The sequence below is a fragment of the Hydrogenophaga sp. FW305-3-2-15-A-LB1 genome, assembly GCF_058787875.1.
Genome location: NZ_JBYTAE010000010.1, coordinates 15,032 through 34,663 on the forward strand (window position 1 = coordinate 15,032; position 19,632 = coordinate 34,663).

The window sequence follows — 19,632 nt, forward strand, 5'->3', positions numbered from 1 at the left end:
AGAGACCGCATGAGCCAGAACCTTCAACTCTTCAGCGCCGACACCTTCGCTGCCACCGAAGCCGAGGCACAACGCCTCTCGATCGCCAACGACGCCGATCCCCGCGAGGCCGACCTGAGCGGCATTGGCGTGGTGGAACTGCACTTTCCCAAGTTCAGCGACGGCCGAGCCTTCAGCCAGGCCTTCCTGCTGCGCCGCCGCCTGGGCTTCAGGGGCCAGATCCGCGCCACGGGCGACGTACTGATCGACCAGCTGGTGCAGATGCAGCGCAGCGGCTTCAGCCAGGCCGTGCTGCGCGCCGACCAGAACCTCGCCCATGGTGAAGCGCTGTTGAAGCACTACCCCGCCTTCTACCAGGGCGATGCGGTGCACACCGCGCCGCATTTCGCCGCCACCGCCTGAGCGTCTCACAGCCACCGCCATGACCGCCATCGCTCTCTACAACCGCCCCTCGCCCGACTTCGCCGCCAAGGTCGAGCGCAGCATCGCACTGCTGCGCGAGACGGCCGCCAACCACCCCAGGCTCACGCAAGCCTCCAGCCTGGGCGCGGAAGACATGGTGGTCACGCACCTGATGCACCTGGCCGGCATCGAGGCCAGCGTCTTCGTGTTGGAGACCGGCAAGCTGCACGCCGAGACGCTCGCGCTGATCCCGAAGATCGAGCAGCGTTACGGCATCAGCGTGCAGGTGTTCCGGCCCAGGCAGGAATCGGTCATCCACTTCGTGCGCAAGAACGGCGAAGAGGCGATGTACCAGAGCATCGAACTGCGCAAGGCCTGCTGCGACATCCGCAAGATGGAGCCTCTGGCGCGCGCCCTGGCCGGCCAGGACGGCTGGATCACCGGCCTGCGCCGCGAACAATCCAACGCGCGCGCCGAAGTGGGCGAGATCGTGCAGGAGCCCGAGCGCATCAAGGTCAGCCCCATCGTCGAATGGACCTGGGGCGATGTCTGGCACTTCATTGCCGAACACCAGCTCGACTACAACGCGCTGCACGACCAGTTCTTCCCCAGCATCGGCTGCGCGCCCTGCACGCGCGCCATCAGCGTCGGCGAGGACTTCCGCGCCGGCCGCTGGTGGTGGGAGCAGGAAAGCGCCAAGGAATGCGGCCTGCATGTGCAGCCCGCCGCCGAACCCCTCGTATCGCCTCTCGAACGGACCCACGCATGAACGCCCGCACCGAAACCGCCGTGATCCAGACCGCGCTGCAACACGCCAGCGATCACCACCTGAGCAACGCCCACCTGGATGCCCTGGAAGAGGAAACCATCTTCATCCTGCGCGAGGTGGCTGCCGCCTTCGAGCGCCCCGCGCTGCTGTTCTCGGGTGGCAAGGACTCGCTGGTCATGCTCAAGTGCGCCGAGAAGGCCTTCGGCGCCGGCCGCATCCCCTACCCGCTGCTGATGATCGACACCGGCCACAACTTCCCAGAAGTGACCGATTTCCGCGACCTGCGCGCCAAGGAACTCGGCGCCGAACTGATCGTGCGCAGCGTCGAGGACTCGATGGCGCGTGGCACCGTGCGCCTGGCCCATCCAGGCGAGAGCCGCAACGTGCACCAGTCGGTCACGCTGCTGGAAGCCATCGAGGAATTCCGCTTCGATGCGCTGATCGGCGGCGCACGGCGCGACGAGGAGAAGGCCCGCGCCAAGGAGCGCATCTTCAGCCACCGCGACAGCTTCGGCCAGTGGCAACCCAAGGCGCAACGCCCCGAACTCTGGACGCTGTTCAACACCCGGATCCAGCCCGGCGAGCACTTCCGCGTGTTCCCCATCAGCAACTGGACCGAGCTGGACGTGTGGCAGTACATCGCGCGCGAAAACATCGCCCTGCCCTCGATCTACTACACGCACCAGCGCGAAGTGGTGGACCGCCGCGGCCTGCTCGTGCCGGTGACCGAACTCACGCCGCCGCGCGACGGCGAAACCGTGGAAGTGCGCGACGTGCGCTTCCGCACCGTGGGCGACATCACCTGCACCTGCCCGGTGGAGAGCCTGGCCGCCACGGCCGACGACATCGTGATCGAGACGCTGGCCGCCGAGGTCAGCGAACGCGGCGCCACGCGCATGGACGACAAGACGTCCGACGCCTCGATGGAGAAGCGCAAGAAAGACGGGTACTTTTGACGCCCCCGCGCCGCGCCCGTGGCGCGTCACCCCCACTGGGGGCGGTGTCTGCGGGCCGGCGAAGCCGGACCCGCGACACCCTTGAACAGATATCTCTCGCAGAAAGATCGCCATGACCACCGCTGAACTCACTCCCATTGCCCAAGACACCCGCTCAGCCCTGCGCCTCATCACCTGCGGCAGCGTGGACGATGGCAAGAGCACGCTGATCGGCCGCCTGCTGGTCGACAGCAAGGCCGTGCTGCAGGACCACCTGGCCGGCGTGCAGCGCCACGGCCAGACCGACCTCGCCCTGCTGACCGACGGCCTGTCGGCCGAGCGCGAGCAAGGCATCACCATCGACGTGGCCTACCGCTACTTCAGCACCGAAGCGCGCAAGTTCATCATCGGCGACGCCCCGGGCCATGAGCAGTACACGCGGAACATGGTCACGGCGGCCTCCAGCGCCGACGCGGCCGTGGTGCTGGTGGACGCCACCAAGTTGAACTGGGCCGACGCCGCGCTGCAGTTGCTGCCTCAGACCCGCCGCCACAGCCTGCTGCTCAAGCTGCTGCGCGTGCCCTCGGTGGTGTTCGCCATCAACAAGCTCGACGCCGTCGAGGACAGCCGCACGGCCTTCGCCCACATCGCCGCGGCGCTGCGGCAGTTCGCCGCGCAGGCCGGCATCCCGGTCACGGCCACCGTGCCGGTGTCGGCTCTCAAGGGCTGGAACGTGGTGGACGCCAGCGAGCAGGCCGGCTGGTGCGGCTACAGCGGCCCGACGCTGCTGGAGATCCTCGAAGGCCTGCCCGTCACGCCGGCCGACAACACGCTGCCCTTCGCCTTCGCCGTGCAATGGGTGGAGAAATTCAGCAGCTCGTCCGACACCTCGCAAGGCCGCCGCGTCTTCTGGGGCCGTGTGGCCACGGGTGGCGTGCAGCCGGGTCAGGCGGTGCGCATCATGCCCAACGGTCAGACCGCCGTGGTCGCGCAGGTGCTCAACCACGTGCGCCAGCCCCAGGCCGTGCTGGCCGGCCACAGCGCCGGCATCGTGCTCGACCGCGAGGTCGATGTCTCGCGCGGCGACTGGCTGCTGGCCGTCGAGGATGGTGAAGCGCAGGACACCCTGACCGGCAGCCGCGAGATCCGCGCCACCGTGGCCTGGCTCGACGACGAGACCCTGGTGCCCGGCCGCGTGTACTGGGCGCTGCATGGCCACCGCTGGGTCAAGGCCAAGATCAAGCGCATCGTGCACCGCCTGGACATCCACACACTGGCCGAGGAAGAGGCCAGCCAGCTCGAGCCCAACGCCATCGGCCACATCGAGCTGGCGCTGCAGGAACCGCTGGCCACCCTGCCCTTCGAGCGCTCGCGCACCCTCGGGTCCCTGGTGCTGGTGGACACCGCCAGCCACCGCACCTCGGGCGCCTTGCTGGTGCTCTGAAAGACCCTCCGTCCTTAACGCGTACCCAGGCAAGGGGCTTGCGCCTGCCTGGGGTTCAGGGAAACCCTAAAATCCGGGGTTCTACCGATTCCCATCATCACCATGACCCACGTTGTCACCGAAGCCTGCATCCGCTGCAAATACACCGATTGTGTGGACGTCTGTCCCGTGGACTGTTTCCGCGAAGGCCCGAACTTCCTGACGATCGACCCGGATGAATGCATCGACTGCGCGGTGTGCATTCCCGAATGCCCGGTGAGCGCGATCTACGCCGAGGAAGACCTGCCCAAGGACCAGCAGCACATGACCGAGCTCAACGCCGAGCTCGCCCGCCTGCCGGGCTGGAAGAGCATCACCAAGCGCAAGGATCCCTTGCCCGACCACGACGAGTGGAAAGACCGCAGCGACAAGTTGTCGGAGCTGATTCGCTGAACCTGGCATGACCTTCGCCAACACGCCCGACGGCCCCATCGAAACCGATGCCGTCATCGTGGGCGCGGGCCCGGTCGGCCTCTTTCAGGTTTTTGAACTGGGCCTGCTGGAGATCAAGGCGCACGTGATCGACTCACTCGCCTACCCCGGCGGTCAGCCGGTCGAGCTGTACCCGGACAAGCCCATCTACGACATCCCCGCCATCCCGGTGTGCACCGGGCAGGAGCTCGTGGATCGCCTGCTCTCGCAGATCAAGCCTTTCGGTGCCAGCTTCCACCTTGGCCAGGAAGTCACCAGCGTGCAACAGCAGGCGGATGGCCGCTTCTTCGTCGCCACCTCCAAGGGCGCGCGGTTCCTCACCAAGACCTTGTTCATCGCCGCTGGCGTGGGCGCTTTCCAGCCGCGCAAGCTCAATGTCGAGGGGCTGGACCGATTCGAGGACACCCAGCTGTTCTACCGGGTCAGGAGCCCGGCCGATTTCGCGGGCAGGCACCTGGTCATCATTGGTGGAGGTGATTCGGCGCTCGACTGGGCCCTGACCTTCGCGGCCGAGGGCCCGCACCGGGCCGCCAGCGTGATCCTCATCCACCGCCGCGACGGCTTTCAAGCCGCGCCCGCGAACGTGGCAAAGATGCGCGAACTCTGCGAACGCCACGAGATGCAGTTCATCGTCGGCCAGACCACCGGCTTCGAGGAAACCGATGGCCGCCTCACAGGCCTGAAAGTCACCGGCCCCGACGCCGTGACCCGAGTCGTGCCTCTGGACGCCTTGCTGGTGTTCTTCGGTCTCTCGCCCAAGCTCGGCCCGATCGCAGACTGGGGCCTGGACATCGAACGCAAGCAGCTGGTGGTCGACACCGAAAAGTTCTCCACCAGCGTGCCAGGCATCTTCGCGGTGGGTGACATCAACACCTACCCGGGCAAGAAGAAGCTCATCCTCTCCGGTTTCCATGAGTGCGCCTTGGCCGCCTTCGGCGCCGCGCCCTTCATCTTTCCCGACAAGAAGGTGACGCTGCAATACACCACCAGCAGCACCAAGCTGCACAAGGTGTTGGGCGTGGACTCGCCGGTGCTGGATTGAGCCAGGCCGTGTTGTGCGCAGTGACAAAACGCAGAAAAGACAAAGGCCTTCCGAAGAAGGCCTTTGTCTTTGTCTGTCTGGCTCCCCGACCTGGACTCGAACCAGGGACCTGCGGATTAACAGTCCGTCGCTCTACCGACTGAGCTATCAGGGAACAGCCTCGAATTATAGCGTCGTTTTTCGCGTTTTTCCATGACCCGCTTCATCTTCATCATCAAACCGCTTTTCTGGCTCAGTGTCGCGGTGCTCACCGTCGCCTCGCTCGTGCCCGTGGTCCTGCTTCCACCCCAGAGCCTCGACATATGGGACAAGGCCCAGCACGCGTTCGGATTCGCCTGGCTGGCGTTCCTGGGCCTGCTCGCCTATCCACGTCGGCCCAACGCGGTGGCTGCGTCTCTGCTGGCCTATGGCGGCGCCATCGAACTGGCCCAGGCGGCCACGGGGTGGCGCTACGGCGAATGGTCGGATCTCGCGGCCGATGGCGTGGGCATCCTGCTGGGCGCCCTGGCCTGGTGGCTTCTTCGTCGGATCGCCCGCCCCGCCGCTTGAAACCGCGGGGCCGCCGCGCACAATAGTGGCATGTCACACACCCCGCCCAACCGAGCATTGCCGTGGCTCGAGCCCGGCCAAGCGTTTCCGTCCGTGGAAACGGCCTGGAGTGCCACGGACCCCGCGCCCGGTCTGCTCGCCGCAGGCGGGGTGCTGGATGTGCCGACACTGGTCGCCGCGTACTCCCGTGGCATCTTCCCCTGGTACAGCGCGGGCCAACCCATCCTGTGGTGGAGCACCGACCCTCGCATGGTGCTGGAGACCCGCCAGTTCCGCCTGCACCGCTCGCTGCGCAAGACACTCACCCGGCTGCTGCGCGAGCAGCGGCTGGAAGTGCGCTTCGACCACGACTTCGAACGTGTCATCCGCGCCTGCGCGCACACGCCGCGCGAAGGCCAGACTGGCACCTGGATCCTGCCCGCCATGGTGGAAGCTTACGTCCGGCTCCATCACGCAGGCCTCGCACACAGTGTGGAGGCCTGGTTCGACGGCGAGCTGGCCGGTGGGCTGTATTGCGTCAATCTCGGCGCCATGGTGTACGGCGAGTCGATGTTCAGCCGCCGCAGCGATGCCTCCAAGATCGCCCTGGCGGCGCTGATCGCCTTCTGCCGCGCCCACGCCATGCCCCTGATCGACTGCCAGCAGAACACCACGCACCTGGCATCGCTGGGCGGCCAGCTCATGGCCCGCGACGAGTTCTGCCGACACGTTCGAATGGCCCTGCCCCACCCTGCCCCACGCTGGGAATTCGAGCCCGTATACTGGCAGCACATCCTCTCTGACGACGGTCCTCGCGCGTGACCCACCTCAAAGAACTCCCGCTTCAGGCGCTGCAGTTTTACGCCACGGCACCTTACCCGTGCAGCTACCTGCCGGACCGTCAGGCGCGCTCGCAAGTCGCCACCCCCAGCCACCTCATCCACAACGATGCTTACTCGGATCTGGTCACGCACGGCTTCCGCCGCAGTGGCATGTTCACCTACCGCCCGTATTGCGATGGCTGCCAGGCCTGCGTGCCGCTGCGCGTGCCGGTCGCTTCGTTCACACCCAACCGGAGCCAGCGGCGATCGGCGAAGCAGCACGGCATGCTGCAGACGCGCGTGCTCAAGCTCTGCTTCATCCCCGAGCACTACCAGCTCTACCTGCGCTACCAGAACAGCCGCCACGCCGGCGGCGGCATGGACCACGACAGCATCGACCAATACACGCAGTTCCTTCTGCAGAGCCGGGTCAATTCGCGGCTGGTGGAGTTCCATCAGCCCGGCACCGACGGTGGCCCTTCCCGGCTCAAGATGGTCTCGATCGTCGACGTGCTGAACGATGGCCTCTCGGCGGTCTACACCTTCTACGAACCCGATGAAAAGGCCAGCTACGGCACGTACAGCGTGCTCTGGCAGATCGATCAGGCCCGCGCGCTGGAGTTGCCCCATGTGTACCTGGGCTACTGGATCGGGCAGAGCAGCAAGATGAACTACAAGGCGGGCTTCCAGCCGCACGAGTTGCTGCTCGAGGGCCGCTGGATCACGGCGCCCTGAGGCGTGGCCTGACCGAGGGCGGCGTTCGCTGCCAGCGTGTTCCGGCACCGGTTGGAGGAAGTGGATTTCATCTTGTAAAATCAAGAACAACCTCTGACCTCTCATGACCAAACGCTCCGAGACCCTTCCCAGCACGCCCACTGTCCAGGTGATCGAACGCATGTTCAACCTGCTGGAAGTGCTGGCATCGCGCGAGGAACCGGTGTCGCTGAAGGAAATCAGCGAGAAGACCGGCCTGCATCCCTCGACCGCGCACCGCATCCTCAACGACCTGACCATCGGCCGGTTTGTCGATCGGCCCGAGGCAGGCAGCTACCGGCTCGGCATGCGGTTGCTGGAACTGGGCAACTTGGTCAAGGCACGGCTGAGCGTGCGGGATGCCGCCCTGCTGCCCATGCGCGAGCTGCACAAGATGATCCAGCAGCCCGTCAACCTGAGCGTGCGCCAGGGCGACGAAATCGTCTATGTGGAGCGGGCGTACAGCGAACGCTCCGGCATGCAAGTGGTGCGCGCCATTGGTGGCCGCGCGCCCCTGCACCTCACCTCGGTGGGCAAGCTCTTCCTGGCCGATGACGAGCCGCAACGGGTGCGCGCCTACGCCACCCGCACCGGGCTGGCCGGCAACACGCGCAACAGCCTGACCCAGCTCGCCACCCTGGAACGCGAACTGGCGCAGTGCCGTCAAGCCGGCCTCGCACGGGACAACGAGGAATTGGAGCTGGGCGTGAGGTGCATGGCCGCCGGCATCTACGACGACCAGAGCAAGCTGGTGGCTGGGCTGTCGATCTCCGCCCCCGCGGACCGCATCGACGAGAGCTGGGTGCCCAAGCTGCGCTCCACCGCTGCCGAGATTTCATCCGCGCTGGGCTGCCCCAAGGTGCCGATGCCGGCATCCGCCCGCTGAGCGCGTCACCCCCATGAAAAACGGCCCTGACGGGCCGTTTTTCATGGGGGCTGGGAAAGGGTCAGCCTTGAGGGCGAGGCATCACGCGCGCATCGGTCTGCACTTCGACCCAGCGCCGCACGCGTTCGGCGTCCTGCATGCGCCCCACTTTGCCCGTGGCGTCCAGAAACACCATGATCAACTGGCGGCCCGCCACCTTGGCCTGCATGACGAGGCAACGGCCGGCTTCGGAGATGTAGCCCGTCTTCTGAAGGCCGATGTCCCACGACGGGTTCTTGATCAGGCCATTCGAGTTGTTGTAGTGCAGCGTGCGACGACCGAGGTCGACCTCGTAACTGGGCGACGTGGACAAATCGCGCAGGATGGGGCGCTGGTAGGCCACGGACACCAGGGTCGCGAGATCGCGCGCGCTCGACTGGTTGGAGCTGGACAGGCCGGTGGGCTCGACGTAACGGGTGTCCGCCATGCCCAGTTCCAGCGCCTTCTTGTTCATCAGGCGCACGAACTCGGCAAGACCGCCCGGGTAGGTGCGACCGAGTGCATGGGCGGCCCGGTTTTCGCTGGACATCAGCGCCAGGTGCATCAGCTCGCCACGGCTGAGCGTGGTGCCCACGGCCAGGCGCGAACTGCTGCCCTTGTAGGTGTCCACGTCGTCCTGCGTGATGGTGATCATTTCCTGCATGTTCAGGTGGGCGTCTGCCACCACCAGGCCGGTCATGAGCTTGGTCAGCGAGGCGATCGGCAGCACGGCCGCGTCGTTCTTGCTGAACAGCACTTCGTTGGTTTCCTGATCGATCACCAGGGCCACGCTGGAATTGAGTTCGAGCGGATCGTCCATCGAACGCAGGCCCAGGCGCGAGCCTTCGGAAAGACGGGGCGCCACGGCCGCGCGCATCACCGCCTGGGTGGCTGCGGGTTTGCGTTGAACGGCCACCTTGTGCAGCGAGGTCGTCTTGCCCGCCGCCATCTGAACCTTCACACGGCCCTGGGGCTTGCTGGCCACGCGAACGGTCTTGCGTGCCGGGGCCTGCGCCACCTTGGGTTGGGCCTTCTTGGAGGTGGCCACCGTGCGCTTGGGAGTGGCCTTGGCCGTCACCGTCTTCTTGGCGGTTTTCGCGTTGCTGGCGGCCTGGGCTTGCAAGGGCGCGAAGGAAAGCGCTACCCAACCGGCAACAGCCGCAACCAGCAAAATTTTGCGAAAACGATCGACGCCGATGACCATGACTCCACTCCAGCAACAGGAACTGCGCAGGGGTGAAGTATAGGCATTCGGAAAAAAACTAGCAATATCAAAAGCTTGGGAAACTGTCTTCAGTGATCGGTAGAACAAGTGCTACTTTTGGTGTCTTTTCTGCGTCTCACGAAACACAATTCATCAAGCCTTTGATTTCATTGGGGTTTTATCCCTGCGCGGCGACCCGGTCCGATTTGCTGTGCAGTTTGTTCAAGGCACTCAGGTACGCCTTGGCCGAGGCCACGACGATGTCTGGGTCGGCACCCACGCCGTTGACGACGCGGCCACCGTGTTGAAGGCGCACCGTCACCTCACCCTGGCTCTCGGTGGAACCGCTGGTGATGGCGTTGACCGAATACAGCAGCAACTCGGCGCCGCTCTTCACGTGGTTCTCGATCGCTTTCAGGGACGCGTCCACGGGGCCGTTGCCGTCGCTCTCGCCCTGAATTTCCTTGCCGTCCACGGTGAACACCACGCTGGCGTGCGGGCGCTCGCCGGTCTCGCTGCGCTGCTTCAGCGAGACCAGGCCGTACTGCTCCTTCTCGGCGGTCACGCTTTCGTCGCTGCACAGGGCCAGGATGTCCTCGTCGAAGATCTCGCTCTTGCGGTCGGCCAGTTCCTTGAACGCCGCAAACGCGGTGTTGATCTCGCTCTCGGACTCCATCTCGATGCCCAGATCCTGCAAGCGCTGCTTGAACGCATTGCGGCCGCTGAGCTTGCCCAGCACGATCTTGTTGGCACTCCAGCCCACGTCCTCCGCGCGCATGATTTCATAGGTGTCGCGCGCCTTGAGAACGCCGTCCTGGTGAATCCCGCTGGCATGGGCAAACGCGTTGGCACCCACCACCGCCTTGTTGGGCTGCACCACGAACCCGGTGGTCTGGCTCACCATGCGGCTGGCCGGCACGATCTGCGTGGCGTCCACGCCCACGTCCAGGCCGAAGTAGTCGCGCCGTGTGCGCACCGCCATCACGATCTCTTCCAGCGAGCAGTTGCCCGCGCGCTCGCCCAGGCCGTTGATGGTGCACTCCACCTGGCGCGCGCCACCGATCTTCACGCCGGCCAGCGAGTTCGCCACGGCCATGCCGAGGTCGTTGTGGCAATGCACTGACCAGATGGCCTTGTCGGAGTTGGGCACGCGCTCGCGCAGCGTGCGGATGAAATCGCCGTAGAGCTCCGGGATCGCGTAGCCCACCGTGTCCGGGATGTTCAGCGTCGTCGCGCCTTCCTTGATCACGGCCTCCAGCACGCGGCAGAGGAAATCAACGTCGCTGCGGTAGCCGTCTTCCGGGCTGAACTCGATGTCGTCCACCAGGTTGCGGGCGAAGCGCACCGATTGCACTGCCTGCTCCAGCACCTGCTCGGGCGTCATGCGCAGCTTCTTCTCCATGTGCAGGGCACTGGTTGCGATGAAGGTGTGGATGCGCGCGCGCTGAGCGCCCTTGAGGGCTTCCGCAGCCCGCGCGATGTCCCGGTCGTTGGCCCGCGCCAGCGAGCACACCGTGGACTCCTTGATGGTGTTGGCGATGGCCTGCACGCAGTCGAAGTCCCCGTTCGAGCTGGCCGCAAAGCCGGCCTCGATCACATCCACCTTCAGGCGCTCCAGCTGGCGCGCAATGCGCAGCTTCTCGTCCTTGGTCATGGACGCACCGGGCGATTGCTCACCGTCGCGCAGGGTGGTGTCGAAAATGATCAGTTTGTCGCTCATGGGGAAACTCCATTCAAAGTTGTTTTTATCCACCCAGGTCGGGATCAGACCGCCTGGGCTTCGGATTCGCTGGTGTGGGGCCTCGTCACCCGGTGCAGGCCGGACAGGATGGCCTTGAAGGACGCAGAGACAATGTTGGCGTCGATGCCCACCCCGAACACCGTGCGCGTCTCGTCGATGCGCATCTCCACATAGGCCACTGCGCGCGCCTGCGCGCCCGAGCCGATGGCGTGCTCGTGGTAGTCAAGCACCCGCACCTGGCGGTCGATCGCTGCGTTGAGGCCGTTGACGAAGGCGTCGATGGGGCCGTTGCCCTGCCCGTCCACCACCACCGGCTCACCGCCGATCTCCACCTGGGCCGCCACGCGCACGCTCTGGCCCGAGATGTCCTCCATCACGGGCTGCAGCGGCGCGCGGGCCTGGGACAGGCCGTACTCGCGCTCGAAGATGTCCCACAGGTCGGCGGCGGCCAGCTCCTTGCCGTTGGCATCCATGACCTCCTGCACCACCTGGCTGAACTCGATCTGCAAGCGGCGCGGCAATTCCAGGCCGTATTCGTTTTCCAGCAGGTAGGCGATGCCGCCTTTGCCTGACTGGCTGTTGACGCGGATCACAGCCTCATAGCTGCGCCCCAGATCCTTGGGGTCCACAGGCAGGTAGGGGATGTTCCAGGCGTCGTCTTCCCGGCGCGCGGCAAATGCCTTGCGGATCGCGTCCTGGTGAGAGCCGGAGAACGAGGTGTAGACCAGATCGCCTACGTAAGGATGGCGTGGGTGCACCGGCAACTGGTTGCAGTGCTCGACGGTGCGTCGGATCTCGTCGATGTCGGAGAAGTCCAGGCCGGGCGAGACACCTTGTGTGTAGAGGTTGAGCGCCACGTTGACCAGATCGAGGTTGCCAGTGCGCTCGCCGTTGCCGAACAGACAGCCTTCGATGCGATCGGCGCCCGCCATCAAGGCGAACTCACCCGCAGCCGTTCCGGTGCCGCGGTCGTTGTGCGGATGCACGGACAGCACGATCGCATCGCGCCGCGCGAGATGGCGGTGCATCCACTCGATCATGTCGGCAAAGATGTTGGGCGTGCTGTGCTCCACCGTGGACGGCAGGTTGATGATGCACTTGTGTTCGGCCGTCGGCTGCCAGACCTCGGTGACGGCATCCACCACGCGCTTGGAGAAGGCGAGCTCGGTGCCGGAGAACATTTCGGGCGAGTACTGGAAAGTCCACTGAGTGGCAGGCTGCAAGGCGGCGAGCTCGCTGAAAAGGCGGGCCTGTGAGGTGGCCAGTTCGACGATCTCGTCTTCGTTCATGCCAAGCACCACGCGCCGCATGACGGGGGCCACGGCGTTGTAGAGATGCACGATGGCGCGCGGCGCGCCCTGCAAGGCCTCGAAGGTGCGCCGGATCAGCGGTTCGCGCGCCTGGGTCAGCACCTGGATGGTGACGTCCTCGGGAATGAGGCGCTCGTCAATCAGGCGACGCAGGAAATCGAATTCGGTCTGCGAAGCCGATGGGAATCCGACCTCGATCTCCTTGAAGCCGATCTTCACCAGCAACTCGAACATGCGCAGCTTGCGCTCCACATCCATGGGCTCGATCAGGGCCTGGTTGCCGTCGCGCAGGTCGGTGCTCAGCCAGATGGGGGCCTGGGTGAGGACGGCGTCGGGCCAGGTGCGGTCCTTGAGACCGATCGGCTTGAAGGCAGGGTACTTGCTGGCAGGGTGTTTCAACATGGTGCTCTTTCGATGTTACTGAAACCCGCAGCCCCAAAACACAAACGGCCCGCTGCAGGTGCAAACGGGCCGTTTTGAATGGAATGCGCGTGCGCTACCAAGCCTGCCCGTGTCGGACATCCAGTAGTAGGGCGAAAGCGCGAAAAATCATGGCTCAAACTGTATCACAAAGCTCAATCGTCGTGCAGGCCGCGCTCGTCGGGCTCGTCGGTGGAGGTGCTGATCACGCTGGTCGGTCGGCCCTTGGCCTTGCGCCAGAAGTACACCGCATACCCGGACAGCCCGTACACGACGAAGAGCGCGAACAGCACGGTCGGTGGGTGGATGTTGATGACCGCGATGCCCAGGGCCACCAGCACGATGGCCGCGAACGGCACGCTCTTCTTCAGGCTCAGGTCCTTGAAGCTGTAGAAAGGCACGTTGGTCACCATGGTCAGGCCCGTGTAGAGCGTGATGACGAACATGGGCCAGGTCACGTCCTGCGCGGGAATCTCCAACTCGGTCATGAGCCAGATGAACCCCGCCACCAACGCGGCGGCTGCGGGAGACGGCAGGCCCTGGAAATAGCGCTTGTCGACCACGGCGGTGTTGACGTTGAAACGCGCCAGCCTCAAGGCCGCACACGCGCAGTACACGAAGGCCGCGATCCAGCCCCAGCGGCCGATGTCGCGCAAGGTCCATTCGTAGGCGATGAGCGCCGGGGCCGCACCAAAGGACACCATGTCGGACAGCGAGTCCATCTGCTCACCGAACGCGCTCTGCGTGTTCGTGAGGCGCGCGACGCGGCCATCCAGGCTGTCCAGCACCATGGCCACGAAGATGCCCACGGTGGCCAGATCGTAGCGGCCGTTCATGGCCATGACGACCGAGTAGAAGCCGCCGAACAGGGCCGCAAGCGTGATCATGTTGGGCACCATGTAGATGCCCTTGGGGCGCCTGGGGCGTTCGTCGCTTGGCGTCATAGTGGTTTCGGTTCCGTCGTGCATTCGGGCCTCCGTGCGTCGCTGCGCCCAGAAACCCTCGGTTCCTGGAGCAGACCTCCTGCACAGAATGCCCCAGTGTAAAGCAGTGTGTCTGTAGGAAAAGACGACAAAGGCCACCGAAGTGGCCTTTGCGGTCGATGCGCGCCGGCAGGCGGCGCGGCTGGACGATCAGTTGCGGGTCTGGTCCACCAGCTTGTTCTTGGCGATCCAGGGCATCATGGCGCGCAGCTGGGCACCCACCACTTCGATGCTGTGGTCGGCGGTGTTGCGGCGGCGAGCCGTCATCGACGGGTAGTTCAGGCGGCCTTCCTGAATGAACATCTTGGCGTAGTCGCCGTTCTGGATGCGCTTGAGCGCGTTGCGCATGGCCACGCGCGACTGCTCGTTGATCACTTCCGGACCGGTCACGTACTCGCCATATTCGGCGTTGTTCGAGATCGAGTAGTTCATGTTGGCGATGCCGCCTTCGTAGATCAGGTCCACGATGAGCTTGAGCTCGTGCAGGCATTCGAAGTAGGCCATCTCGGGCGCGTAGCCGGCTTCGACCAGGGTTTCGTAGCCCATCTTGATCAGCTCGACGGCACCGCCGCACAGCACGGCCTGTTCACCGAACAGGTCGGTCTCGGTCTCTTCCTTGAAGTTGGTCTCGATGATGCCGGCCTTGCCGCCACCGTTGGCCATGGCGTAGCTCAGCGCCAGATCACGCGCCTTGCCGCTCTTGTCCTGGTGCACAGCCACGAGGTGAGGCACGCCGCCACCCTGGGTGTAGGTGTTGCGCACGGTGTGGCCGGGGGCCTTTGGCGCCACCATCCACACGTCCAGATCCGCGCGGGGCACGACCTGGTTGTAGTGCACGTTGAAACCGTGGGCGAAGGCCAGCGAGCCGCCTTGCTTGATGTTGGGTTCGACGTTGTTCTTGTAGACCTCGCCGATCTGCTCGTCGGGCAGAAGGATCATGACCACGTCGGCGGCCTTGACCGCCTCGTTCACTTCCAGGACGTTCAGGCCGGCCTTGCCGACCTTGTCCCAGGAAGCACCGCCCTTGCGCAGGCCAACCACGACCTTCACGCCGCTGTCGTTGAGGTTCTGTGCGTGTGCGTGGCCCTGGCTGCCGTAGCCGATGATGGCCACGGTCTTGCCCTTGATCAGGGACAGGTCACAGTCTTTGTCGTAGAAAACTTTCATGCTTTGCTCCAATGGATTTGATGGGTTGTGCCGTTCTTCGCGAGCCTGTCGAAGGGCTCTCGGTACCCCGGCCCGCCACAAAGGCGGGCCCGGGCTTCGACAGGCTCAGCGCGAACGGGCAAATGGCTGAGCCCCGAAACAGTCAGACGCGCAGGATTCTCTCACCCCGGCCGATGCCGCTGGCGCCCGTGCGCACGGTCTCCAGAATGGACGAGCGATCGATCGCCTCCAGGAAGGCGTCGTTCTTGCCCTGGTCGCCGGTGAGTTCGATGGTGTAGCTCTTCTCGGTCACATCGATGATGCGGCCGCGGAAGATGTCGGCCATGCGCTTCATTTCCTCGCGCTCCTTGCCCACCGCGCGGACCTTCACCATCATGAGCTCGCGCTCGGTGTAGGCCCCCTCGGTGAGGTCGACCACCTTGACGACCTCGATGAGGCGGTTCAGGTGCTTGGTGATTTGCTCGATGACGTCGTCCGACCCTGTGGTCTGGATCGTCATGCGCGAGAGGCTGGGGTCCTCGGTGGGCGCCACCGTGAGCGATTCGATGTTGTAGCCACGGGCCGAGAACAGGCCCACCACGCGCGAGAGGGCGCCGGGTTCGTTTTCCAGCAGGACAGCGATGATGTGTTTCATGTGCGATTCCTCTTTTCGCCGCCCTCCCCTGCGCACGGTAATGCGCAGGCTTGGCGGACAATAGATTCGTCTGAGGGGATGAAGCGGCGAAGGCTTTTCGCCGCCTCGCTTCGGGGATTACAGGTCTTCGGAACCCAGCAGCATCTCGGTGATGCCCTTGCCGGCCTGAACCATCGGGAACACGTTCTCAGTGGGGTCGGTGCGGAAGTCCATGAAGACCGTGCGGTCCTTGAGCTTGCGCGCTTCGCGCAACGCCGGTTCGACGTCCTCGGGACGCTCGATCAGCATGCCCACGTGGCCATAGGCCTCGGCAAGCTTGACGAAGTTCGGCAACGCGTCCATGTAGCTGTGGCTGTAGCGACCTTCATAGTCGATCTCCTGCCACTGACGGACCATGCCCAGGTAGCGGTTGTTCAAGGCCACGACCTTGATGGGCGTGTTGTACTGCAGGCAGGTGGACAGCTCCTGGATGCACATCTGCACCGAGCCTTCACCCGTCACGCAGAACACCTCGCTGTCGGGCTTGGCCAGCTTGATGCCCATGGCATAGGGAATGCCCACACCCATGGTGCCCAGGCCACCGGAGTTGATCCAGCGGCGCGGCTCGTCGAAGCGATAGTACTGGGCCGCCCACATCTGGTGCTGCCCCACGTCCGACGTGATGTAGGTGTCGGCATCCTTGGTCATGTTCCACAGCGTTTCCAGCACGTACTGCGGCTTGATCACGTCCTTGTTGCCACGGTCGTACTTCAGGCAGTCGCGCGCACGCCAGGTCTCGATGGTCTTCCACCACTCGGCCAGGGCCTTGTCATCGGGCCGCGCGGTGCTCTCGCGCACCATGCTGATCAGCTCGGTCAGCACGTCCTTGACGTCGCCCACGATGGGAATGTCGACCTTGACGCGCTTGGAGATGCTCGACGGGTCGATGTCGATGTGGATGATCTTGCGTTCGTTCTGCGCGAAGTGCTTGGGGTTGCCGATCACTCGGTCGTCGAAACGTGCACCCACGGCCAGCAGCACGTCGCAGTTCTGCATGGCGTTGTTGGCCTCGATCGTGCCGTGCATGCCCAGCATGCCCAGGAACTTGCGGTCGGAAGCCGGGTAGGCGCCCAGGCCCATCAGCGTGTTGGTGACCGGATAGCCTAGCATGTCCACCAGCGTGCGCAGCTCGTTGGTGGCGTTGCCCAGCAACACGCCGCCACCGGTGTAGATGTAGGGCCGCTTGGCCGTCATCAGCAGTTGAAGCGCCTTGCGGATCTGGCCGCCATGGCCCTTGCGCACCGGGTTGTAGGAACGCATCTCCACCGAGTCGGGGTAGCCGTTGTAGGGCACCTTGTTGAAGGACACGTCCTTCGGGATGTCCACCACCACCGGGCCGGGCCGGCCGCTTCGGGCGATGTGGAAGGCCTTCTTCATGACCATCGCCATGTCGCGCGCGTCCTTGACCAGGAAGTTGTGCTTGACGATGGGGCGGGTGATGCCCACGGTGTCGCACTCCTGGAAGGCGTCCAGGCCGATCGCGGCGGTGGGCACCTGACCGGTCACGATGACCATGGGGATGCTGTCCATGTAGGCCGTGGCGATGCCCGTGATGGCATTGGTCACGCCCGGCCCGGAGGTGACCAGGGCCACGCCCACGTCACCGGTGGCGCGCGCGTAGCCGTCGGCCGCGTGCACGGCGGCCTGCTCATGGCGCACCAGCACATGCTGGATCGTGTTCTGCTTGTAGAAAGCGTCGTAGATGTGCAGCACAGCACCGCCGGGGTAGCCCCAGACGTACTTCACACCTTCGGCCTGGAGGGCCTTGATGAGGATTTCTGCGCCGCGGAGGTCTTGAGGGGCTGCGCCTTTGGCGGCGGCAGCCGAGGCCAGTTCGGCCTTGCTGATTTCCATGATGAACCTTTCGAGAATTTCTCTGACGAAAAACCTTGGGTGCCTCTTGACCCACTCTTGTGGAGCGGTTTCGAGACTTGAGACCAATGGCCATGAGCGGGCACATACCCCGCCGGACCCTGATCCGTTTGCCTTGTTTTGAATTGCAGCCGGCATTATCGCACTGCAACAAGGTTTTTCCAGCCGGGGCGTCAGAAGCCGCCCCAAAAAGGCGCCTGCATGTGCCGCAATGCGACAATTCCCGTCTTCCTTGCCGCCTTCGCGCCCGCCGCCTGCCTCATGCCTGCTTCCCCGCCTGCCTCGACGACGCCCCCTTCCAGCGCCGAACCCAACCTGATGGCGCCCTCGCTGCGCCGCCGCATGGCCTGCTGGCTGTATGAGGGCATGCTGATGTTCGGCGTCGTGTTCCTCGCCGGTTACCTGTTTTCCACGCTCACCCAAACCCGGCACGCCCTGGACAACCGGCATGCCCAGCAGGCTTTCCTGTTCGTGGTGTTCGGCATCTACTTCGCCTGGTTCTGGGCCAAGGGCCAGACGCTGGCCATGAAGACCTGGCACATCCGCGTCGTGGACCGCCATGGGCGCGCGCTCACCCAGGCTCGCGCCCTGCTGCGCTACCTGCTGTCCTGGCTGTGGTTGCTGCCACCGCTGGCGGTCTCTGGCCTCATGGGCTTGCCTGGGGGCGAGTTGGCGGTGCTGCTGTGCGGCTGGATCGTCGTCTGGGCCCTGCTCTCGCGCTTCCATCCGCAGCGCCAGTTTCTGCACGATGCGCTCGCCGGCACCCGCCTCGTGCACCAGGCCCCGCCCCCAACACCGCCACGTGCCAAGCGCTGAAACCAGTCTCCAATGAACAACCAAGAACCCGTTGACGCCCAGAAGCGCCGCACCGGCCTCACGCGCATGGCTCATGCGTTCCGCTATTCCCTGGCCGGCCTGCGCGCCGGCTGGGGCGAAACGGCTTTTCGCCAGGAAGCCCTGGCCGCCCTGGTGATGATCCCCGCAGCGTTCTGGCTCGGCCGAAACTGGGTCGAGACAGCCCTGCTCGCCGCCTCGGTGTTGCTGGTGATGGTGGTCGAACTCCTCAACACCGGCATCGAAACCGCTATTGACCGCATCGGCCCCGAGTGGCACGACCTGTCCAAACGCGCCAAGGACATGGGCAGCGCGGCGGTGCTGCTGAGCCTGCTGCTGTGCGCCGGCATCTGGATCGCCGCCCTGTGGACCCGCTGGGCCTGACCATTTTTTCCTCACCCTCATGACTTCTCCCACCTTCTCCCTCTGCGTCTACTGCGGCTCGCGCCCCGGCGCGCACCCAGCCTTCACCGACACCGCCCGCGCCGTGGGCGAATGGATCGGCAGCCGGGGCGGCCAACTCGTCTACGGGGGTGGCCGCAACGGCCTGATGGGCGTGGTCGCAGAAGCCACGCTCGCCGCCGGGGGCCGCGTGGTGGGCATCATCCCGAAGGCACTGGTGGAAAAGGAATGGGCGCACCACGGCTGCACCGAGCTGCACGTGGTGGACACCATGCACGAGCGCAAGCGCATGATGGCCGAACGCGCCGATGCCTTCGTCGCCTTGCCGGGCGGCATCGGCACGTTCGAGGAATTCTTCGAGGTCTGGACCTGGCGCCAGCTGGGCTACCACGACAAACCCGTGGGCCTGCTCAACGTGGGTGGCTACTACGACGGTCTGGAAACCTTTTTGCGCACGGGTGTCGAGCAGCAGTTCATGAACGCCTGGCAGATGGACCTGATCCGCGTGGGCCGCGATCCGGCCAGCCTGTTGCCAGAGCTGGTGCAATCCGCCGGGCTGGCGCCCGAGCCGCGCATCGAGGCCATCTGAGCCTCCCGGAACCGGGTCTCAGACCGCGGTTTCGTCCTCTTCGCCGGTGCGGATGCGCACCACGCGCTCGACCGAGGTCACGAAGATCTTGCCGTCACCGATCTTGCCGGTGCGGGCGGCGCGGATGATCGCGTCCACACAGCGATCGACGTCGTCGGTCTTGACCACGACTTCCACCTTGACCTTGGGCAGGAAGTCCACCACGTACTCGGCACCGCGGTAGAGCTCGGTGTGGCCCTTCTGCCGGCCAAATCCTTTCACCTCGGTCACGGTCAAGCCGGTCACGCCCTGCTCGGCCAGGGCCTCGCGCACTTCCTCGAGCTTGAACGGTTTGATGACGGCGGTGATTTGTTTCATTCGGAGGCTCC

General features: G+C 65.0%; 21 protein-coding genes and 1 tRNA gene. 13 read left to right on the top strand and 9 right to left on the bottom strand.

Going from position 1 to position 19,632, the window contains the following annotated elements:
* The first annotated feature begins 9 nt into the window (after positions 1–9).
* The 6 genes from AC3WPZ_RS04600 (at position 10) to AC3WPZ_RS04625 (ending at position 5,063) form a co-directional block, all read left to right on the top strand.
* Positions 10–402, top strand: coding sequence for a DUF934 domain-containing protein (locus AC3WPZ_RS04600; RefSeq protein WP_492438419.1), 393 nt, complete (start codon positions 10–12; stop codon positions 400–402).
* A 19-nt stretch (positions 403–421) separates the two neighbouring features.
* The gene (locus AC3WPZ_RS04605; protein WP_382325130.1) at positions 422–1,171 is read left to right on the top strand and encodes a phosphoadenylyl-sulfate reductase; all 750 of its coding nucleotides are present in this window, start codon (positions 422–424) and stop codon (positions 1,169–1,171) included.
* Positions 1,168–2,127: a sulfate adenylyltransferase subunit CysD gene (gene cysD, locus AC3WPZ_RS04610; RefSeq protein WP_382325132.1), complete on the top strand. Its 960-nt coding sequence runs from the start codon at positions 1,168–1,170 to the stop codon at positions 2,125–2,127. Before AC3WPZ_RS04605 ends, cysD begins: the two co-directional genes overlap by 4 nt.
* Positions 2,128–2,239: 112 nt before the next feature.
* Positions 2,240–3,550 (top strand): sulfate adenylyltransferase subunit 1, encoded by a 1,311-nt coding sequence (locus AC3WPZ_RS04615; RefSeq protein WP_444686686.1) that lies wholly within the window; start codon positions 2,240–2,242, stop codon positions 3,548–3,550.
* A gap of 102 nt (positions 3,551–3,652) precedes the next feature.
* Positions 3,653–3,982, top strand: a complete 330-nt coding sequence (fdxA, locus tag AC3WPZ_RS04620) for a ferredoxin FdxA (RefSeq protein WP_382157485.1) — start codon at positions 3,653–3,655, stop codon at positions 3,980–3,982.
* Between the two features lie 7 nt (positions 3,983–3,989).
* On the top strand, positions 3,990–5,063 hold the full coding sequence (locus AC3WPZ_RS04625; RefSeq protein WP_444686687.1) for an NAD(P)/FAD-dependent oxidoreductase: 1,074 nt from the start codon (positions 3,990–3,992) through the stop codon (positions 5,061–5,063).
* Between the two features lie 78 nt (positions 5,064–5,141).
* Here the strand turns inward: AC3WPZ_RS04625 and AC3WPZ_RS04630 are convergent.
* A tRNA-Asn gene (locus AC3WPZ_RS04630) sits at positions 5,142–5,217 on the bottom strand.
* 38 nt (positions 5,218–5,255) lie between these two features.
* Here AC3WPZ_RS04630 and AC3WPZ_RS04635 point away from each other — a divergent pair.
* The 4 genes from AC3WPZ_RS04635 (at position 5,256) to AC3WPZ_RS04650 (ending at position 8,051) form a co-directional block, all read left to right on the top strand.
* On the top strand, positions 5,256–5,612 hold the full coding sequence (locus AC3WPZ_RS04635) for a VanZ family protein (RefSeq protein ID WP_382325136.1): 357 nt from the start codon (positions 5,256–5,258) through the stop codon (positions 5,610–5,612).
* 30 nt (positions 5,613–5,642) lie between these two features.
* Complete coding sequence (gene aat / locus AC3WPZ_RS04640; RefSeq protein WP_444686688.1) at positions 5,643–6,413, top strand: leucyl/phenylalanyl-tRNA--protein transferase; 771 nt, start codon at positions 5,643–5,645, stop codon at positions 6,411–6,413.
* On the top strand, positions 6,410–7,147 hold the full coding sequence (locus tag AC3WPZ_RS04645) for an arginyltransferase (RefSeq protein ID WP_382157477.1): 738 nt from the start codon (positions 6,410–6,412) through the stop codon (positions 7,145–7,147). Before aat ends, AC3WPZ_RS04645 begins: the two co-directional genes overlap by 4 nt.
* 103 nt (positions 7,148–7,250) lie before the next feature.
* Positions 7,251–8,051 (top strand): IclR family transcriptional regulator, encoded by an 801-nt coding sequence (locus tag AC3WPZ_RS04650; protein WP_382157475.1) that lies wholly within the window; start codon positions 7,251–7,253, stop codon positions 8,049–8,051.
* A 61-nt stretch (positions 8,052–8,112) separates the two neighbouring features.
* Here the strand turns inward: AC3WPZ_RS04650 and AC3WPZ_RS04655 are convergent, their stop codons facing one another.
* From AC3WPZ_RS04655 to AC3WPZ_RS04685, 7 genes are all read right to left on the bottom strand, one after another.
* Complete coding sequence (locus tag AC3WPZ_RS04655) at positions 8,113–9,273, bottom strand: serine hydrolase (protein ID WP_382157473.1); 1,161 nt, start codon at positions 9,271–9,273, stop codon at positions 8,113–8,115.
* Positions 9,274–9,451: 178 nt separating this feature from the next.
* Complete coding sequence (locus AC3WPZ_RS04660) at positions 9,452–10,993, bottom strand: 2-isopropylmalate synthase (protein WP_382157471.1); 1,542 nt, start codon at positions 10,991–10,993, stop codon at positions 9,452–9,454.
* 44 nt (positions 10,994–11,037) lie between these two features.
* Positions 11,038–12,726, bottom strand: a complete 1,689-nt coding sequence (gene leuA, locus AC3WPZ_RS04665) for a 2-isopropylmalate synthase (RefSeq protein ID WP_382325139.1) — start codon at positions 12,724–12,726, stop codon at positions 11,038–11,040.
* A gap of 173 nt (positions 12,727–12,899) precedes the next feature.
* Entirely contained in the window at positions 12,900–13,712 is an 813-nt protein-coding gene (gene pssA, locus AC3WPZ_RS04670; RefSeq protein WP_382157467.1) for a CDP-diacylglycerol--serine O-phosphatidyltransferase, read from the bottom strand.
* A 165-nt stretch (positions 13,713–13,877) separates the two neighbouring features.
* Complete coding sequence (ilvC, locus tag AC3WPZ_RS04675) at positions 13,878–14,894, bottom strand: ketol-acid reductoisomerase (protein ID WP_291118923.1); 1,017 nt, start codon at positions 14,892–14,894, stop codon at positions 13,878–13,880.
* 142 nt (positions 14,895–15,036) lie between these two features.
* Positions 15,037–15,528, bottom strand: coding sequence for an acetolactate synthase small subunit (gene ilvN / locus AC3WPZ_RS04680; RefSeq protein ID WP_291118919.1), 492 nt, complete (start codon positions 15,526–15,528; stop codon positions 15,037–15,039).
* A 117-nt stretch (positions 15,529–15,645) separates the two neighbouring features.
* Positions 15,646–17,421 carry an acetolactate synthase 3 catalytic subunit gene (locus AC3WPZ_RS04685; RefSeq protein ID WP_444686689.1) on the bottom strand — a complete coding sequence of 592 codons (1,776 nt, stop codon included), beginning with the start codon at positions 17,419–17,421 and terminating at the stop codon, positions 15,646–15,648.
* Positions 17,422–17,700: 279 nt separating this feature from the next.
* Here AC3WPZ_RS04685 and AC3WPZ_RS04690 point away from each other — a divergent pair, with 279 nt between their 5' ends.
* From AC3WPZ_RS04690 to AC3WPZ_RS04700, 3 genes are read left to right on the top strand one after another with little or no spacing between them, the layout of a single operon-like run.
* A complete protein-coding gene (locus AC3WPZ_RS04690; RefSeq protein ID WP_444686690.1) occupies positions 17,701–18,255 on the top strand; it encodes an RDD family protein in 555 nt (184 codons plus the stop codon).
* Positions 18,256–18,267: 12 nt separating this feature from the next.
* Positions 18,268–18,657 (top strand): diacylglycerol kinase, encoded by a 390-nt coding sequence (locus AC3WPZ_RS04695; RefSeq protein WP_382157461.1) that lies wholly within the window; start codon positions 18,268–18,270, stop codon positions 18,655–18,657.
* A 19-nt stretch (positions 18,658–18,676) separates the two neighbouring features.
* Positions 18,677–19,264, top strand: a complete 588-nt coding sequence (locus AC3WPZ_RS04700) for an LOG family protein (RefSeq protein ID WP_382325142.1) — start codon at positions 18,677–18,679, stop codon at positions 19,262–19,264.
* A gap of 18 nt (positions 19,265–19,282) precedes the next feature.
* On the opposite strand, the gene AC3WPZ_RS04705 is transcribed toward AC3WPZ_RS04700, so the two are convergent.
* Complete coding sequence (locus AC3WPZ_RS04705) at positions 19,283–19,621, bottom strand: P-II family nitrogen regulator (protein ID WP_066265986.1); 339 nt, start codon at positions 19,619–19,621, stop codon at positions 19,283–19,285.
* Positions 19,622–19,632 lie beyond the last annotated feature (11 nt).

What these genes read in the sequence shown, in the direction of transcription:
- aat (WP_444686688.1), top strand. Translation starts at nt 5,643, where the DNA reads ATGTCACACACCCCGCCCAACCGAGCATTGCCGTGGCTCGAGCCCGGC.
- AC3WPZ_RS04660 (WP_382157471.1), bottom strand. Translation starts at nt 10,993, where the DNA reads ATGAGCGACAAACTGATCATTTTCGACACCACCCTGCGCGACGGTGAG.
- AC3WPZ_RS04705 (WP_066265986.1), bottom strand. Translation starts at nt 19,621, where the DNA reads ATGAAACAAATCACCGCCGTCATCAAACCGTTCAAGCTCGAGGAAGTG.
- AC3WPZ_RS04625 (WP_444686687.1), top strand. Translation starts at nt 3,990, where the DNA reads ATGACCTTCGCCAACACGCCCGACGGCCCCATCGAAACCGATGCCGTC.
- leuA (WP_382325139.1), bottom strand. Translation starts at nt 12,726, where the DNA reads ATGTTGAAACACCCTGCCAGCAAGTACCCTGCCTTCAAGCCGATCGGT.
- AC3WPZ_RS04690 (WP_444686690.1), top strand. Translation starts at nt 17,701, where the DNA reads ATGCCTGCTTCCCCGCCTGCCTCGACGACGCCCCCTTCCAGCGCCGAA.
- fdxA (WP_382157485.1), top strand. Translation starts at nt 3,653, where the DNA reads ATGACCCACGTTGTCACCGAAGCCTGCATCCGCTGCAAATACACCGAT.
- AC3WPZ_RS04655 (WP_382157473.1), bottom strand. Translation starts at nt 9,273, where the DNA reads ATGGTCATCGGCGTCGATCGTTTTCGCAAAATTTTGCTGGTTGCGGCT.
- cysD (WP_382325132.1), top strand. Translation starts at nt 1,168, where the DNA reads ATGAACGCCCGCACCGAAACCGCCGTGATCCAGACCGCGCTGCAACAC.
- AC3WPZ_RS04650 (WP_382157475.1), top strand. Translation starts at nt 7,251, where the DNA reads ATGACCAAACGCTCCGAGACCCTTCCCAGCACGCCCACTGTCCAGGTG.
- AC3WPZ_RS04605 (WP_382325130.1), top strand. Translation starts at nt 422, where the DNA reads ATGACCGCCATCGCTCTCTACAACCGCCCCTCGCCCGACTTCGCCGCC.
- AC3WPZ_RS04695 (WP_382157461.1), top strand. Translation starts at nt 18,268, where the DNA reads ATGAACAACCAAGAACCCGTTGACGCCCAGAAGCGCCGCACCGGCCTC.
- AC3WPZ_RS04615 (WP_444686686.1), top strand. Translation starts at nt 2,240, where the DNA reads ATGACCACCGCTGAACTCACTCCCATTGCCCAAGACACCCGCTCAGCC.
- AC3WPZ_RS04600 (WP_492438419.1), top strand. Translation starts at nt 10, where the DNA reads ATGAGCCAGAACCTTCAACTCTTCAGCGCCGACACCTTCGCTGCCACC.
- ilvC (WP_291118923.1), bottom strand. Translation starts at nt 14,894, where the DNA reads ATGAAAGTTTTCTACGACAAAGACTGTGACCTGTCCCTGATCAAGGGC.
- pssA (WP_382157467.1), bottom strand. Translation starts at nt 13,712, where the DNA reads ATGCACGACGGAACCGAAACCACTATGACGCCAAGCGACGAACGCCCC.
- AC3WPZ_RS04635 (WP_382325136.1), top strand. Translation starts at nt 5,256, where the DNA reads ATGACCCGCTTCATCTTCATCATCAAACCGCTTTTCTGGCTCAGTGTC.
- AC3WPZ_RS04685 (WP_444686689.1), bottom strand. Translation starts at nt 17,421, where the DNA reads ATGGAAATCAGCAAGGCCGAACTGGCCTCGGCTGCCGCCGCCAAAGGC.
- ilvN (WP_291118919.1), bottom strand. Translation starts at nt 15,528, where the DNA reads ATGAAACACATCATCGCTGTCCTGCTGGAAAACGAACCCGGCGCCCTC.
- AC3WPZ_RS04700 (WP_382325142.1), top strand. Translation starts at nt 18,677, where the DNA reads ATGACTTCTCCCACCTTCTCCCTCTGCGTCTACTGCGGCTCGCGCCCC.